General features: G+C 74.0%; 14 protein-coding genes. 7 read left to right on the top strand and 7 right to left on the bottom strand.

Features of this window, described 5'->3' with window-relative positions:
- Nucleotides 1-82: 82 nt before the first annotated feature.
- The 5 genes from argJ to AA75_RS00050 form a co-directional block, all read right to left on the bottom strand.
- A complete protein-coding gene (argJ, locus tag AA75_RS00070; protein WP_033817551.1) occupies nt 83-1,264 on the bottom strand; it encodes a bifunctional glutamate N-acetyltransferase/amino-acid acetyltransferase ArgJ in 1,182 nt (393 codons plus the stop codon).
- A 217-nt stretch (nt 1,265-1,481) separates the two neighbouring features.
- Nucleotides 1,482-2,456, bottom strand: coding sequence for a clavaminate synthase Cs1 (cs1, locus tag AA75_RS00065; protein ID WP_033817550.1), 975 nt, complete (start codon nt 2,454-2,456; stop codon nt 1,482-1,484).
- Nucleotides 2,453-3,403: an agmatinase gene (speB, locus tag AA75_RS00060; protein ID WP_033817549.1), complete on the bottom strand. Its 951-nt coding sequence runs from the start codon at nt 3,401-3,403 to the stop codon at nt 2,453-2,455. The genes cs1 and speB overlap by 4 nt, the downstream gene beginning before the upstream one ends.
- 57 nt (nt 3,404-3,460) lie before the next feature.
- Nucleotides 3,461-4,990: an asparagine synthase-related protein gene (locus tag AA75_RS00055; RefSeq protein ID WP_033817548.1), complete on the bottom strand. Its 1,530-nt coding sequence runs from the start codon at nt 4,988-4,990 to the stop codon at nt 3,461-3,463.
- A gap of 2 nt (nt 4,991-4,992) precedes the next feature.
- Nucleotides 4,993-6,708 carry a thiamine pyrophosphate-binding protein gene (locus AA75_RS00050; RefSeq protein WP_033817547.1) on the bottom strand — a complete coding sequence of 572 codons (1,716 nt, stop codon included), beginning with the start codon at nt 6,706-6,708 and terminating at the stop codon, nt 4,993-4,995.
- A gap of 426 nt (nt 6,709-7,134) precedes the next feature.
- On the opposite strand from AA75_RS00050, the gene AA75_RS00045 reads away from it, so the two are divergent.
- The 5 genes from AA75_RS00045 (at nt 7,135) to AA75_RS00025 (ending at nt 13,092) form a co-directional block, all read left to right on the top strand.
- The gene (locus AA75_RS00045) at nt 7,135-8,142 is read left to right on the top strand and encodes an aldo/keto reductase (protein WP_051811447.1); all 1,008 of its coding nucleotides are present in this window, start codon (nt 7,135-7,137) and stop codon (nt 8,140-8,142) included.
- 206 nt (nt 8,143-8,348) lie between these two features.
- Nucleotides 8,349-8,804: a nuclear transport factor 2 family protein gene (locus tag AA75_RS00040; RefSeq protein WP_033817546.1), complete on the top strand. Its 456-nt coding sequence runs from the start codon at nt 8,349-8,351 to the stop codon at nt 8,802-8,804.
- A 65-nt stretch (nt 8,805-8,869) separates the two neighbouring features.
- Nucleotides 8,870-10,069: a serine hydroxymethyltransferase gene (locus AA75_RS00035; protein WP_033817545.1), complete on the top strand. Its 1,200-nt coding sequence runs from the start codon at nt 8,870-8,872 to the stop codon at nt 10,067-10,069.
- Nucleotides 10,070-10,162: 93 nt separating this feature from the next.
- Complete coding sequence (locus AA75_RS00030; protein WP_033817544.1) at nt 10,163-10,669, top strand: flavin reductase family protein; 507 nt, start codon at nt 10,163-10,165, stop codon at nt 10,667-10,669.
- A 317-nt stretch (nt 10,670-10,986) separates the two neighbouring features.
- On the top strand, nt 10,987-13,092 hold the full coding sequence (locus tag AA75_RS00025; RefSeq protein ID WP_033817543.1) for an MMPL family transporter: 2,106 nt from the start codon (nt 10,987-10,989) through the stop codon (nt 13,090-13,092).
- Between the two features lie 54 nt (nt 13,093-13,146).
- On the opposite strand, the gene AA75_RS00020 is transcribed toward AA75_RS00025, so the two are convergent.
- Nucleotides 13,147-13,632: a GNAT family N-acetyltransferase gene (locus AA75_RS00020; protein ID WP_033817542.1), complete on the bottom strand. Its 486-nt coding sequence runs from the start codon at nt 13,630-13,632 to the stop codon at nt 13,147-13,149.
- 23 nt (nt 13,633-13,655) lie between these two features.
- Nucleotides 13,656-14,060: an ankyrin repeat domain-containing protein gene (locus tag AA75_RS00015; RefSeq protein WP_033817541.1), complete on the bottom strand. Its 405-nt coding sequence runs from the start codon at nt 14,058-14,060 to the stop codon at nt 13,656-13,658.
- Nucleotides 14,061-14,359: 299 nt separating this feature from the next.
- Here AA75_RS00015 and AA75_RS00010 point away from each other — a divergent pair, with 299 nt between their 5' ends.
- The gene (locus AA75_RS00010) at nt 14,360-14,554 is read left to right on the top strand and encodes a hypothetical protein (RefSeq protein WP_033817540.1); all 195 of its coding nucleotides are present in this window, start codon (nt 14,360-14,362) and stop codon (nt 14,552-14,554) included.
- A gap of 119 nt (nt 14,555-14,673) precedes the next feature.
- Nucleotides 14,674-16,189: FtsK/SpoIIIE domain-containing protein (locus AA75_RS00005; RefSeq protein ID WP_033817539.1), on the top strand; the 1,516-nt coding region annotated here is incomplete at its 3' end.

The raw sequence follows: 16,189 nt of genomic DNA, 5'->3' as shown, positions 1-16,189 counted from the left end.
CGTAGGTCATCAGGTGTTGCGAGGACCCCGAGAATCCGCCGACCTCCCGGGGGCGCAGCCGTGCAGGCGCCGTCCGGTACGGTCAGGTGGAGTAGTCGGCGTTGAGCCGGACGTAGCCTTCGGTGAGGTCGCAGCCGTAGACGGTGAAGGCGCCGCCGGCGATGCCGAGGTCGATGCCGATGACCACCTCGCTGCCCTGCATCTGCTTGGCGACGGCGGCCCGCAGTTCGCCCTCGCCCTCGGCGCCGCGGCCGCTCGGCGGGTAGACCTCGACGTCGCCGAAGCGGATGGTGACCTTCTCCTGGTCGATGTCGGTGTCGTCGGCGCACTTGCCGATCGCCATCGCGACCCGGCCCCAGTTCGGGTCGCCGCCGTGCACGGCGGTCTTGACCAGCGGGGAGTTGACCACGGACTTGCCGATCCGCTTGGCCTGGGCGGTGTCGCGGGCGCCCGAGACCTGGACCTCGATGAGCTTGCCGGCGCCCTCGCCGTCGCTCGCGATGTCCTTGACCAGGGCGAGTGCGACCTCGTGCAGCGCCTGTTCGAAGGCGGCCGGGTCGACGGCGCCGGCCAGTCCGTTGGCGAACAGGGCCGCGGTGTCGCTGGTGGAGGTGTCGGTGTCGATGCTGACGGCGTTGAAGGTCCGGTCCATCACCCGGCGGAAGATCCGGTCCTGCTCCTCGGGGTCGAGCAGGGCGTCGGTGGCGAAGAAGGTCAGCAGGGTGGCCATGTCGGGCTCGATCATGCCGACGCCCTTGGCGATGCCGATCACCACGGCGTCGCCGACCCGGGCGCGGGCGGTCTTGGGCCGGGTGTCGGTGGTCATGATGGCCCGCGCGGCCCGGTCGAAGCCGCCCTCGGGCAGCGGGCCGGTGACCGTCCCGATGTGGTCGAGGATCCCGGCCATCGGGTACTGGCGGCCGATCACCCCGGTGGAGGCGATCAGGAGGTCGTCCTCGGCGAGGCCGAGCGCCCGCGCGGTGGCGGCGCGCACCTCGCGGGCGTTGGCCTCGCCCTGGGCGCCGGTGGCGACGTTGGCGTTGCGGGCCAGCACGACGACGCCCCGGGCGCTGCGGTCGGCGGCGGCGGCCCGGCTCAGGGTGACGCTGGGTCCGGCGAACCGGGAGCGGGTGAAGACCGCGCTCACCACGGCCGGTCCGGTGGAGAGCAGGACGGTGAAGTCGTCCCGCCCGTCGTCGCCCAGCCCGACCGGTGCGGTGTGCACCGCGAACCCCCGTGGCTCATCTGCTGCGATTTCGGTCATGGTCCATCGTCTCCCGAGAGGCCGAGTGCCCCGGCGTGCCGACACGCCGGTGCGGTGTCCGGTCGATCCCATCATGTGCCGCCTGCCGGGTCGAGTCCGCACCGGCCCGGAGCCAGGCGGTCCGTCAACTCTCTTGCACGACATGGCTTTACGGCCGAAGGGCCCGCAGGAGGCCGACGAGCGGTCACTCCTGCGGGCCCCGGCCGGGCGGCCGCGGTCAGGGGCGCGGGGTGAAGGCGACCACGTCGCCGGCCCGCTCGCCGCCGGACAGCTGGCCGCCGCGGTCGGTGCGGATGTAGACCCGGTGCAGCCACCGGTCCTTGCCGTCCCAGCGCGGGGTGAACGGCGTACGGGCGTGGGTGGTGCGGAAGTTGTCGATGATCAGGACGTCCCCGGGGACCAGGTGCACCGCTTCGGTGACCTCGTCCAGCGCCTTGGAGAGCGCGCCGACCGCCTCGACGTCCCGGGGGTCCTCGGGCGCGAGCAGTTCGCGGTCGTAGCCGAGGTAGGGGTCGGCCTGGTCGCCGTACAGCGGACGGACGTTGGCGATCGCGCCGGGGTCCTCCTCGCCGCCGCGGAAGGCCACGTCCACGCAGCAGGGCACCGGCCGGTCGTACAGGTGGGCGCGGTACTCGGCCGGCACCAGCGGCAGGGCCTTGCGGACCGAGCCGACCAGGGTCGCGGCCTTGCGCTCGTGGTCGGCCCGGGAGCAGGCCAGCATCACGTAGTTGGGCTGCAGCACGTGGTACGCCATCTCCGTGTGGAACTCCAGCAGCGTCTCGGAGGTCTCCGAGGACAGGTGGTGGGCGCCGGGCGAGGGGTACACGTCGTGGTAGACGGTGGCGGAGCGCAGCTCCTGGTAGCCGGTGTGCAGGCCGAGCCGGCGGCCGACGATGCCGAGCATCGCCTCCATCACCAGCAGGGGGCGCTCCAGCGGCGCCGGGGTGCTGGTCGGGGTGGGCGGCAGGGCGTCGTCCGGCTCCACCGGCAGGCCGCGCAGCAGCAGGTATCCGTCGTTGCTGCCACGGGAGTTGAAGTCGTCCAGCACCGCCGCCAGGGCGGCGGGCAGGTCGGTGGCGGCGGCGTGCGCGGCCTCGAGGAAGCCGGGCAGGTCCGCGCGCGGGACCCGGGGCAGCCGGGCGGCGAGCGCGCGCAGTTCGGCCGAGTGCTCGGAGCAGTCCAGGACGGTCACGGGGTGGTCCTCTCTCGGGTGTGGGCACGGGCGTACTGGTACAGGAGTTCGGCGCCGATCTCGGTGGCCAGGACGGAGGTGATGCCGCCGTGGTCGTAGAGCGGCGAGACCTCCATGACGTCGAATCCGACGGGCGACAGGTCGCCGACCCCGCGCAGCAGCGCCAGCACCTCGCGGGAGCTGGGCCCGCCGGGGGCGGGGGTGCCGGTGCCGGGGGCGAACGCCGGGTCGACGACGTCGATGTCGACCGAGACGTACAGGGGTGCGTCCCCGACGCGTTCACGCACCAGGCGCGCGGTCCCGGCGGGCCCGAGGTCGCAGAACTCGTCGGTGGTGACGATCCGCACGCCGTGCCCGCGGGCGTAGTCCAGCGAGTCGGGCTGCGGGTTGTGCCCCCTGATCCCGATCTGGACCATGCGCTGCGGGTCGACCAGCTTCTCCTCGATGGCGTGCCGGAACGGCGTGCCGTGGTGGAACTCGCCGCCGTAGAACGCCGGGTTGGTGTCGGAGTGGGCGTCCAGGTGCAGCACCGCGACCGGTCCGTGCTTGGCGGCGACGGCGCGCAGCGCGGCGAGGGTCAGCGAGTGGTCGCCGCCGAGCATCAGGAAGGCGGCGTTGTCGTCCAGCAGTCCGGTCAGCCGCTGCTGGGCGGTCTCCATCGCGATGTGCATGTTGAACGGGGTGAGGTCGATGTCGCCCGCGTCCACGCAGCTGATCAGGTCGAAGGTGCCGGGCCCGCGGTCGATGCCGACGCCGTGGATGAGCCCGGACTCGCCCCGGATCGCGCGGGGCCCGAAGCGGGCGCCCGGACGGTAGCTGGTGCCGCCGTCGTACGGTGCGCCGATGACCACGACGTCCCGGCCGTGCGGGTCGGGGTCGTGCGGCAGGCGCATGAACGTGGGGATCTGCGCGTAGCGGGGTGAGACCTTGATGTCGATGCGTTCCACGCCTTCAGCGCTCCTTTCGGTGTCTGTTCCGTGGTCGCCGCGCCCGGTTGCCGGGCGTCACCGGCGCAGCAGCGGTGCGTCGCGTGCCGGCCCGTCGGCGACCAGCTGGACGACCTCGGCGGCCGCCACCTCGTCCGGGTGCCGGCCGTCGACCACGACCCGGTCGAACAGCTGCTGGACGACGAGCTCCTTGGCGTGGTGGACGCGGTCCGCGGGCACCCCGGCGTCCGCGAGCAGCCGGCTGAAGGAGCTGGTGGTGCCGGACCCCTCGTGCACACCGAGCTTGGGCCGGGTGACCGTCTCGTGCGGGAGCAGGTCCGTCATGGCCGCGCGCAGCACCCACTTGTCCTGGCCGTGGCGCCGTTTGAGCCCGGACTCCAGGGAGACCAGCAGGTCGAGCACCTCGCGGTCCCAGAACGGGTGGGTGGACCAGTGGCCGGCGATCCCGGACAGCACCGGCGTCATCTCGTTCAGGCCGTCGAAGGTGGCCATGTCGTGGGCGAGCGCGGTGTCCAGGGCCGGGAGCCGGTCCTCGCGGTGCATACCGCCGAGCGGGATGTCGGCCCCGTAGCCGGTGAGAATGCGCCGGCCCGGTCCGTCCAGGCCCAGGTACAGGGCGGTCAGCGGCAGCAGGTACTCGATGATGTCCGGGTCCAGCGACTCGGCGGCCCACACCGCGTGCGGGAGGCGCCGCAGCAGGTCGTCCGTGTGGACGGTGATCTCCCGGTGCGCCGAGCCGAGATGCTCGGCCACCACCCTGGCCTGCGGGAACTCGTCGGCCAGGTCGGTGCCCATCGACACGGTGTCGATCGGCCCGGACCGGTGGCCGGCGGCCAGCGCGGCGACGCTGGAGGAGTCGATGCCGCCGGAGAGCACCACCAGCGGGGTGTCCGGGCCGGTCCGGGCGCGGACCGCCCGGTCCAGGGCGCACCGGACCGCCTCGACCGCGTCCTGCTCCGGCATGATCCGGCGGGCCGGCGAGGGCGCCCAGGTGCGGTGGTCGGTGCAGCCGGCGGTGGCCACCTCGAGGTCCAGGACGGTGCCGGCCGGCACCTGGTGGGTGCCGGGCAGCCGGCGGACCCGGCGGGCGGCCGCGATCCGCCGTCCGACGGGGGCGGTGCGCAGCGCCTTCGCCTCGGTCGCGGCGAGGACCGTGCCGGGCACGGCGCTGACGTACAGCGGGACGGAGCCGGCGTGGTCGGTGGCGAGCACCGCCCGGCCCTCCCCCGCGACCAGGGCGGCGAAGCGCCCGTTGAGCAGCCGGAACGCGTGCACGTCGTAGGTGTCGAACAGGGCGAGCAGCAGGTCCGCGTCGGTGACCGGCCGGGAGCGCCCCGGGAGCAGGGTGAGCAGCTCGTCCTGGTTGTACAGCTCCCCCGCGAGCACCGCCGTACGGCCCCGCGCGTGGGCGTGGGCGGCGTCGGGTGCGCCGGAGTGCAGCAGGACGGCGTCCAGGGTCAGGCCGCCGGGCCGCGCCCGCAGGGCGGCGCGGGATCCGGCGGCGGCGAAGTCCGCTTCGGGGGCCCGGCCGCCGCCGTGCTGGACGGCGGCCAGGAAGCCGGTGGCGGCGGGTAGTGTCCGCGCCATCGTCAGATGCTCAGCGCGCCGAAGCCGCCGGCCTGGAAGTCGTAGTTCACCGGTACCTCGATCAGGAACGGCCGGCCGAGTCCGGCGCCCTTGCGCAGCGCGGCGAGCAGTTCCTCCCGGGTGGCCGCCTTGACGGCCTCGACGCCGTTGGCGCGGGCGAGTTCGGTGAAGTCGACACCGGTGAACTTCACCGCCGGGTCGTGCGAGCGGTGGTGGCCGAGGTTCTGGTACAGCTCGATCAGGCCGTTGGTGTCGTTGTTGACGACGACGGTGACGATCGGCAGGTTGAGCCGGGCGATGGTCTCCAGGTCGGCGCTGTTGGAGTGGAAGCCGCCGTCGCCGGCGATCAGGAAGGTCGGCTGGCCGGGGCGGGCGAGCTGGGCGCCCATCGCCGCCGGGATGCCGTAGCCGAAGCTGGAGCAGCCGGCCGAGGTGAGGAAGCCGAACGGCTGGTCGGCGCGGGCGAACAGCACGCCGTAGTGCCGGAAGAAGCCGATGTCGGAGACGATGGTGCCCTCGCCCGGCTCGGCGGTCTCCGCCATCACGGTGTTCATCGAGTCGATGACCTGGTGGACCCGCATGCCGTCCTGGTAGTGCTCGGTGTCGGCGAGGAACTCGGCGATCCGCTCGCGCAGCGGCGTGATGTCGTGCGGGGTCTTCACCGGGACGTCGGCGGTCTGCTGGTCGAGGTACTCGACGAAGGCGAGCACGTCGGTGACGACGTCGACGTCCGGCCGGTAGACCCGCGGGATCGGGTTGACCGTGGGCGACACCCGGACGGTGGTCTTGGCCCCGCCGCGCTGCCACATCGACGGGCGCAGGTCCTCCGCGTAGTCGTAGCCGATGGTGAGGACGACGTCGGCCGGGCCGAACAGCGTCTCCAGGGCCGGGAAGGACAGGATGCCGTCCATGTAGCCGGTGACGGCGCCGTAGTTCAGCTCGTGGCCGTGCGGCAGCACGCCCTTGGCGATGTACGTGGTGATGACGGGGATGTTCAGCCGCTCGGCGAGGGCGCGAATGGCCGGGACGGCGCCGGAGCGGATCGCGGCGGCACCGACCACCAGGACGGGGTGCTGCGCCGACGCGACCAGGTCCGCGGCCTGCCGGGCGGCGGCCTGCCAGCCGTCCTGCACCGCGCCGATCGGCTTGGCGGGGGTCCGGGCGGCGGGGTGGACCAGGGTGGTGTCGATGTCGCTGCCGAGCAGGTCGACGGGGAGCGAGATGAAGCTCGGGCCGACCGGCTCGGTCATCGCGGCGGCGACCGCGGAGTCCACCAGGTCGGTGATGTCGTCGGGGCGCTGGAGCTCGACCGCGTACTTGCTCATCGGGCGCATCACCGCGACCGAGTCCAGGCACTGGTGCGTGTCGTTGGGGAAGATGTCGTGCGACTCGGACTGGGCGGCCAGCGCGATCACCGGGGAGCGGTCGAGGACCGAGGTGGCGACGCCGGTCGACAGGTTGGTCATGCCGGGGCCCAGCGTGGCCCAGCAGGCCTGCGGGCGGCCGGTGATGCGGGCCAGCACGTCGGCCGCCACCCCGGCGGTGAACTCGTGCCGGGTCAGCACGAAGTCGACGCCGTCGACCTCGTCGAACAGGATCGAGGCGGCCTCCCGGCCGACCACGCCGAACACGGTCTGCACGCCGTGGTCGCGCAGCCGCTGGAGCAGCGCGTGGGCGGTCGTCGGGTTGGTGCTCGGGCTGGTGGACACGCGGGACATGGCAGCTCCTCGGCAAGGGGATCTCGGTACGGCGCCGAAGACCCGGCGCCGGAGGGCGGCGCGCCGCCGGGACTCGGCCGGCCGGCACGCTGCGCCTTCGACTCTGCGGCCGGGTCCTTGCAGGCACATGGACGATCGCCTTGAAGCTCCGGTGCGGGCCGTCGCCGTCGGCGGCCGACGGGTGGTCAGCGAATCGTCAAGCGCCCGGCAGGGCGGCCGTTGTGGGGGTCCGGCGGTGGCGGTTACGGTGCTGGGGCGCGTCGGGCGGATCCCGCCGGGCGCGCTACTCCCCCGGCCGGTACGGCCGTTGGTGCCGGGCGCGGATCCGGTACGAGGGCGGCCCGTCCGCCGCCCACCGCCGCCCACCGCCGCCCGGCCGGGTCCGGGGCCCGGGTCACCCTCTCATCCCTTCCACGGAGGTCAGCCATGCCGTCAGCCGTCCCCTCGCCCACCGGGCTCCCGATGCGTGACCTGCGCGGTCTGCGCGTCCCGGCGCAGGGCCTGGGCTGCCTGCCCACGACCGTGTTCTACGGCCGGCCGGACGAGACCGAGGCGATCGCCACGATCCGGTCCGCCATCGCGGCCGGCGTCACGCTGCTGGACACCGCCGACGTCCAAGGGCTGGGTGCCGGTGAGGAGTTGCTGGGCCGCGCGGTCGCGGGCCGCCGCGACGAGGTGGTGCTGGCGACCAAGTTCGGCATGGTCCGCTCACCGGACGGCGCGTTCCTCGGGCTGCGGGGCGACCGGGCGTACGTCCGCGCCGCCTGCGAGCGCTCGCTGCGGCGGCTCGGCGTCGACCACATCGACCTCTACTACCAGCACTGGATCGACCCGGCCGTCCCGGTGGAGGAGACCGCGGCCGCCGTGGCCGAACTGGTCGCGGAGGGGAAGGTCCGCCACTTCGGCCTCTCCGAGCCGTCGGCCGCGAGCCTGCGGCGGGCCGACGCGGTGCACCCGGTGACGGCGGTGCAGAGCGAGTGGAGCCTGTGGTCCCGCGATCCGGAGGCCGAGGTGGTGCCGGCCTGCCGGGAGCTGGGGATCGGCCTGGTGGCGTACGCGCCGCTCGGCCGCGGTTTCCTGACCGGTGCGATCCGCAGCACCGCGGACCTGGCCGCCGACGACTTCCGGCGCTCCCAGCCGCGGTTCACCCCGGCCGGCCTGGCCGGGAACCAGCTGCTGCTGCGCCGGCTGCGGCCGGTCGCCGACCGGCTCGGCCTGACGCTCGGCCAGCTGGCGCTGGCGTGGGTGCAGCACCGGGGCCGCGACGTGGTCGCCATCCCGGGCACCGGCCGCCGGGCGCACCTGGCCGAGAACCTGGCGGCGGCCACCGTCGAGCTCACCGAGCAGGACCTGGCGGCGGTGGCCGAGGCCGCGAACGTGCCGGTGCACGGCGAGCGGTACGCGCCGAACCTGCTGGCCATGACCGGGACCTGAGCCGCCCGGCGGGCCCGGGGTGGAGCTGCGCTTGAAAAGCGCTGGACGGCCGGGCGCCAAGGATGGTCCAAGCCCGCGCTGCCACGGTGGGACGCGGCCCGGCGGCGGCCCGATCGACCGCCGCCGCGGCCGGGCCCGTCCTCCCGGCGGGCGCCATCCCCTCGGCGGGCACAGGCCCGCGGGCACAGACTCTCGGAGGAGCCACCATGCCCTCGGCAGCGGCGGACATGACGGACGAACAGCGCAAGGCGCTCGTCACCGCCTATCTCAAAGCCTTCGACAACGGCGGTACCGGCCACGACGGCACCCCGGTGCTCGACTACTTCGCCGAGGACGCCGACTTCTTCTTCCCCAAGTGGGGCCTGGCGCACGGCAAGCCGGCGATCGAGAAGATGTTCGGCGACCTCGGCGGCACCATCGAGTCCGTCCAGCACCACTTCTGGACCTTCAACTGGATCCTCTCCGGGACGGACCTCGTCGCGGTCGAGGGCACCACGCACGGCGAGCACCGGGACGGCCCGTGGCGGGCCGGCCAGCCCGAGTGGGGCGCCGGCCGGTGGTGCGGCGTCTTCGAGGTCCGCGACTTCCGGATCCACCGCGCCTTCATCTACCTGGACCCCGACTACGCGGGCCGGGACACCGCCCGTTACCCCTGGCTCTGAGCCCGGCCCGCACCCCGTACCCGTACCCGCACCGCCCCCTGCCCGTACCCCGCCCGAGGAGCATCATGGACGTCCTGGCCGCCCTGGAACGCAAGCACAGCCTGAACCTGTTTCCGATCGAGAACCGGCTCTCCCCGAGAGCGGCCGCGGCGCTCGCCAGCGACGCGGTCAACCGCTACCCGTACTCCGAGACCGACGTGGCGGTCTACGGCGACGTCAGCGGCCTGAACGGCGTGTACGACTACTGCGTCTCCCTCACCAAGGAGTTCTACGGCGCCCGGCACGCCTACGTGCAGTTCCTGTCCGGCCTGCACACCATGCACACCGTGCTCACCGCGGTGACGCCGCCCGGCGGGCGGGTGATGGTGCTGGCCCCCGACGACGGCGGCCACTACGCCACCGTGACGATCTGCCGGGGCTTCGGCTACCAGGTCGAGTTCGTGCCCTTCGACCGGCAGGCGCTGGAGATCGACTACGCCGCGCTGGCCGAACGGACGGCCGAGCAGCGCGTCGACGTCATCTACCTGGACGCCTCCACGGTGCTGCGGATGCCGGACGCCCGGGCGCTGCGCGCGGCCGCCCCGGACGCGGTGCTCTGCCTGGACGCCTCGCACCTGCTCGGCCTGCTGCCCGCCGCACCCGACACGCTGGTGCTCGACGGCGGCTTCGACAGCATCTCCGGCAGCACCCACAAGACGCTGCCCGGCCCGCAGAAGGGACTGCTGGTCACCAACAGCGACGCCATAGCCGAGCAGGTCGGCGCCCGGATCCCGTTCACCGCGTCCAGTTCCCACTCGGCGAGCGTCGGCAGCCTGGCGATCACCCTGGAGGAGCTGCTGCCGTACCGGGAGGAGTACCCGCGCCAGGTGATCGCCAACGCGCGTGAGCTGGGCCGGCAGCTGGCGGCGCGCGGATTCGACGTGGCGGGCGGGAAGTTCGGCCACACCGACACCCACCAGGTCTGGGTGCACCACCCCGAGGGCAACACCCCGCACGAGTGGGGGCGGCTGCTCACGGCGACCGACATCCGCACCACCACGGTGGTGCTGCCCAGCAGCGCCCGCTCCGGACTGCGGCTCGGCACCCAGGAGTTGACCCGCTGGGGGATGAAGGAGCAGGACATGGCCACGGTGGCCGAGCTGCTGGAGCGGCTGCTGCTGCGCGGCGAGAAGTCCGCGTCGGTGGCCGCGGACGTCCAGGACCTCGCCCGGTCCTTCCCCGGGGTGGCGTTCGCCGGCCGGCCCGTGCCGCTGGCCGTGGCCTGACCCCTCGCGCGCACGCGCCGCGGGGACGCACCGCAGGGTGCCACGGCCGGACGGCCCGTCCCCGCGGCGGCGCGGGACCGAAGGAGCGCAGCCATGCCCGATCCGACCCTGCGCGGAGCGCCGGTCCGCGCCGACCGCTTCCGCTCGGTGCTGAGCCACTACCCGACCGGGGTGGTGCTGGTCACCGCGCCGCCACAGGACCCGGCGCAGCCCCCGCCCGCGATGATCGTCGGTACCTTCACCTCGGTCTCGCTCGACCCGCGCCTGGTGGGCTTCCTGCCCGCCAAGTCCTCGACCAGCTGGCCGCGGATCCGCGCGGCCGGCCGGTTCTGCGTCAATGTGCTGGCCGCGGACCAGCAGCAAGTGTGCCGCAGCTTCGCGGCCCGCGACCCGGCCCGCTGGGAGGTGCCGTACCGGCTGACCCCGGCGGGCTGCCCCGCCCTGCTCGACGCGCTCGCCTGGCTGGAGTGCGAGCCGGCGGGCGAGACGGACGCGGGCGACCACTGGTTCGTCACGGCGACCGTGCGGGACCTGGCGGTGCAGCGGACCGGAGCGCCGCTGGTCTTCCTGCGGGGCGGCTACGGCCGGTGCGTGCCGTGACCCTCGCGGCCGCCGCCGCCCCGCCGGCGCGTCGTCATCCGCCGTCGTCCTCCTCGCTGCGGCTGCCCGCCCGGGCGGCGGCGAGGAACAGGACGAGGGCGGCGGCGGAGCCGCAGAGACCGATCAGCAACCAGAGCATGATCCTCCTTCTCCTGAGTTCTCGGCAGATCACCCGCCGGCCATGAGCCCGCACCCGGACGGGGTCATTCGTGCCCGCCCGGCGCAGTGCCGGGCGGGCCGGGCTGCCGGGGCCCGGGGCCGGTGGCAGGCTGGACGAGCCGTTCGTCCGTGCCGCCCGACCCTCGTGGGGACAGCAGATGACTCCGTCCGGAAAGCTGGCCTCGCTCCCCTGCGGGCGCCGCAGCAAGTGGGTCGTGCTGGCCCTGTGGCTGATCCTGGTGGTGGTGGCCGGGCCGCTGGCCGGCAAGCTGATGGACGCCGAGGACAACGAGGCCTCCAGCTGGCTGCCGGGCAGCGCCGAGTCCACCCAGGTGCTGAACGAGCAGCGGACCTTCCAGCCGGTCGACACCGCCCAGGCCGTCGTCGTCTACCAGCGCACCAGCGGCATCACCCCCGCCGACCGGGCCGCGGCCGAGCGGGACGCCGTGCAGTTCGCCACCGTGCCGCACGTGACCGGCAAGCCGGTCGGGCCGCAGCTGTCCGCCGACGGCCAGGCGATGCAGACCGTGGTGCCGGTCGCCGTCGGCAGCACCGGGTGGAACGACCTGCGCGCGGCCGTGGACGACATGCGGGCCATCGCCGCCGACGGCGCCGACGGCATGGTCACCCATGTCACCGGCCCGGCCGGGATCGGGGCGGACCAGGCGGCGGCGTTCGCCGGCATCGACGGCACCCTGCTGTTCGCCACCATCGCGGTGGTGGTGATCCTGCTGCTGCTCACCTACCGCAGTCCGACGCTGTGGCTGCTGCCGCTGCTGTCCGCGGGCGTCGCGCTGTTCGTCGCCCAGGCGGTCATCTACCTGCTGGCGGAGCACGCCGGACTGACCGTCAACGCGCAGAGCGCCGGCATCCTGATCGTGCTGGTGCTCGGCGCGGGCACCGACTACGCCCTGCTGATCACCGCCAGGTACCGGGAGGAGCTGCGCCGGCACCAGGACCGGCACGAGGCGATGGCCTTCGCCCTGCACCGGGCCGGCCCGGCCATCCTGGCCAGCTCGGCGACGGTGGTGGCGTCGATGCTCTGCCTGCTGATCGCCGAGATGAACTCGACCCGCGGCCTCGGCCCGGTCTGCGCGATCGGCGTGCTGGTGGCGCTGGCCGCCATGCTCACCCTGCTGCCGGCCCTGCTGGTGATCTGCGGCCGCTGGGTGTTCTGGCCGGTCAAGCCCGCGTTCGGGACCGCCGAGCCGACGAGCACCGGGCGGTGGGCGCACGTCGGCGGCTGGATCGGGCGCCGGCCGCGCAAGGTGTGGATCGCCACCTCGCTGGCGCTGGGCGTGTGCTGCATCGGCCTGGTGTCGCTGAACGCCTCCGGACTGTCGACCGCGGGCACCTTCACCGACAAGCCGGACTCGGTGGCGGGCCAGGAGGTGCTGGTCGCGCACTTCCCCGGCGGTACCGGCGCACCGCTGACGGTGATCAGCAACACCGTCCCGGCCGAGGCCGTCCGGGTGGCCGCCGCCACCACCCCGGGGATCTCCGCGACCACCCCGGTGGTCGTCCACGGCGACCTGGCCACCTTCCAGGCCGTACTGGCCGACCCGCCGGACAGCCAGGCCGCCAAGGACACCGTCGACCGGGTCCGCGCCTCGGTCCACGCGGTGCCGGACGCCGACGCGAAGGTCGGCGGGAGCACCGCGATCGTGCTGGACGCCGGGCGGGCCGCGTCCGCCGACAACCGGGCGATCATCCCGCTGGTGCTGGGGGTGGTGCTGGTGATCCTGGCGCTGCTGCTGCGGGCGGTGGTGGGACCGCTGGTGCTGGTGGCGACGGTGGTGCTCTCGTACGCGGCGACGATGGGCATCAGCGCGTTCGTCTTCGAGCACGTCTTCCACTTCGACGGGCAGGACAACGCGTTCCCGCTGTTCGTGTTCGTCTTCCTGGTCGCGCTGGGGATCGACTACAACATCTTCCTGATGACCCGGGTCCGCGAGGAGGCCACCCACCGCGGTACCCGGGCGGGGGCGGTGGCGGGACTCGCCGCGACCGGCGGGGTGATCACCTCGGCCGGTCTGATCCTGGCGAGCACCTTCGCGGTGCTCGGCACCCTGCCGGTGGTGGGCTTCGCCGAGATCGGCTTCGCGGTGGCGCTGGGCGTCCTGCTGGACACCCTGGTGGTGCGGTCGGTCCTGGTCACCGCGCTCACCATCGACCTGGACCGGCACATGTGGTGGCCGAGCGCGCTCTCCCGGGCCGGACAGCCCCTGGACCCGGCGCCGCGGCCGGGCCTGGACGCGGTCTGACCGACGGCCCGCGCAGGTCCCGGTCCGGGAGCCGCGCGGGCCGTCGACGGAGCGTCAGGCGAGGCTGCCCACCAGGGACTTGCCCATGCAGATGCTGTCCGGGTGGTCCTTGTAGTAGCCGAACTTGTCGATCGTCCGGTAGCCCTCGGAGGCGTACAGGGCGACCGCCTCGGGCTGCTTGTTCCCGGTCTCCAGCACCAGCCGGGTGCGGCCCGCCTCGACGGCGGCCAGCTCCAGGTGGCGCAGTACGCCACGGGCGAACCCGCGGCCGCGGGCGGTGGGCACCACGTACATCCGCTTGAGTTCGGCGTCGCCGGCGGCCAGGCCCTCCTCGTCGTTCTCGTTGACCCGCCAGCCGCCGCAGGCGACCGGTTCGTCGTCGAGGTAGACGACCACGAACAGGCCGTACGGCGGGTCGAAGTGGTCGGGGTGGATCGAGGTCTGGTCCATGTCGCCGTAGCGGCGGACGTACTCCTGCTGGACCTCGGCCGACAGCTTCGCGGCGTCCGGGTGGCCGAAGCCGGTGGTGCGAATCTCCATGCCGGCCAGCCTACGGGCGCGGGTCAGCGGCTCTCGAAGCGGGCCGCCAGGTCCTCCTTGCCGAACATCCGGGCGGTGTCCAGGGCGGAGGGGGTGCCCGCCTGCGGGTCGGCGCCGCCGGCCAGCAGGGCGTCGATGACGGCGGGCTCGCCCTTGAAGACGGCGCCGGCCAGCGGGGTCTGGCCGCGGTCGTTGACCCGGTCGGGGTCGGCGCCGTGCGCGATCAGGGTCCGCACGCTCTCGGCGTGGCCGTGGTACGCGGCCAGCATGACCAGGGTGTCGCCGCGGTCGTTGGCGAGGTCGGCGGGGGCGCCGGCGTCGAGGTAGGCGGCCAGCAGGGCGTGGTCGCCGGCGCGGGCGGCGTCGAACAGCTTGCCCGCCAGCGCGATGACGCCGGCGTCGGGCTGCTGCGGTGCGGAGTCGGTCATGACGGACCTTTCGTGGAGACCGGCGGACGGTGCGCGTGGGGCTGCACAGGCACCGTAGCGGACGGCATCGGGGCGTATGTCAACGCGTCCGTTCGAGCGAATTTCGACAGGGCGGGGAGCGGCGCGCGGCAGGGCGGGGACGCCTGTTGCGCGGCCGGGCGATGCAGGACGTACACAGCCGACCGGCCCGGCCCGGCAAGATCCACCCATTTGCCACGTTCCATCATCTATTACTTTTTGTCACGATTAGGGCACTTTCTGTAACACCTGTCCCCGTCACCTCTCCGAGGAGCAGACCCGTGATCCTCTCCATCTCCGGCATCGTCCTGTTCGGCACCATCGCCTTCCTCTTCTTCCGCCGGGACGGGCTGAAGATCTCCCATGCCCTGGTGTGCGCGCTCCTCGGCTTCTACATCGCCGGCTCCTCGATCGCCCCGAGCATCCAGGCCGGCGGCGCCAGCCTGGCCAGCCTCATCGGCGGCCTGAAGTTCTGAGCCCCGGCTCGACCCGACGGCCCGGCGCGGATCCCACCGCCCCGGGCCGTCCCCCGACCGCCGCCCGCACCGGCCGCCGTCCCGCCACCAGCCGTCCCACCCGCCCGGGGAGTCCCGCCATGTCCCTCACCCGCCACCTCAGCCGGGGTCGCGACTTCGCCCGCACGGCCGGCGACCACGCCGCCGACATGTTCGCCCCGCTCGCCCTGATCGGGCGCGGGCTGCGCCGCCACGCCGACTGGGCCAAGGGCCGCTGGGCGGCCACGCCCAAGGAGCGCCGGGGGCCGACGCTGTTCCTCACCCTGGCGGCCCTGATCGGTACCGCGCTGCTGCCGCACGGGCCGCTGTTCGCGGTGGTGGCCCTGATGGCCAGCGCCGCCTGGGTCGGCCGGCAGCCGAAGGCCGCCGCCGAGCCGGCCCCGGACGTCGCCGCCGTCAAGCTCGCCGCGCTCTACGCCGCACTGACCCCGTACCTGGCCGGGCCGGAGGAGCTCGGGTCGCCCTACCGCCCGGACGGCGAGATCAAGGACGTCTTCCACAGCTGGGAGTTCGACCCGCTGGGCCGGCTGACCGCGCTGGAGCTGTCGTACCCGGTCTGGTTCACCGACACCGAGCCGGCCGCCCGGGCCCGGATCGAGCAGGTGCTGCAGGGCAAGGCCGGCCGGGGCCGGGAGTACCGCTTCGACTGGGACGAGGAGTCCAACCGGCTGCGGCTCACCGCGCTCGCACCGCTGTCCACCGGCATCGCGGCGCAGCCCTTCGTCACCTCCCCGGGCGAGATCGTGCTCGGGTTCACCGACAGCGACGGCAGTCACCGCACCATCCCGGTGGTCCAGGACGGCGTGCCCGCCCAGCAGCCGCCGGTGGTCTGGCGGACCGGTCCGCGCTCGGCCGAACCCCACCTGCTGATCCTCGGCGGGGCCGGCACCGGCACCTCCTCGCTGCTGCGCTCGGTCGCCCTGCAGGCCCTGCCGTACGGCGACCTGGTGGTGATCGACGGGGCCGGCACCGGCGAACACGCCTGCCTGGTCAACCGGCCCGGCGTGCACACCGTGGAGACCAGCCTGCACGGCGCGCTGGCCGCGCTGGAGTGGGTGGCCAAGGAGACCGAGCGCCGGCTGACCGTGCTGAACGCCGCCCGGCACCACGGCATCGCGGCGCCCGAGGACGCCACCCGGCCGCTGTGGCTGATGCTCGACCACCCGACCGAGCTGTCCGAGCTGGCCCAGGCCGAGGGCCGGACCGACCCCCAGGACCTGCTGGAGACGCCGCTGCGGCACGGCCGGGCGGCCCGGGTGACGGTGGTCTTCGCGGACGACGCCGAGGCCAGGGACCGGGTCTCCGCCACCGTCCGCTCGACCTGCCGGGCCCGGGTCGTGCTCGGCCCGACCACCCCGGAGGCGGCCGCGGCCGCGCTCGGCGCACCGCTGGACATCGCCCCCGCCGCCCGGACCCCGGTCGGCCGCGGCTACGCCCGGGTGGGCGCCGCCGCGCCGGTGCGCCTCCAGGTGCCCGCCACCGTGGACCCGCTGGACGAGGAGGTCTCGCCGCAGCTGCGCGACGCGGTGATCGCGCTGCTCCCGCACCGGGACACCCGGATCGAGGCGCCGGCGCCGTCCGCCGCCCCGGCCGCAC

It is taken from the genome of Kitasatospora sp. MBT63, assembly GCF_000710465.2.
In the GTDB taxonomy this organism is placed as follows: Bacteria; Actinomycetota; Actinomycetes; order Streptomycetales; family Streptomycetaceae; genus Kitasatospora.
The sequence above is the reverse complement of the archived record's forward strand: the minus strand, read 5'-3'. Positions and strand labels throughout refer to the sequence as shown.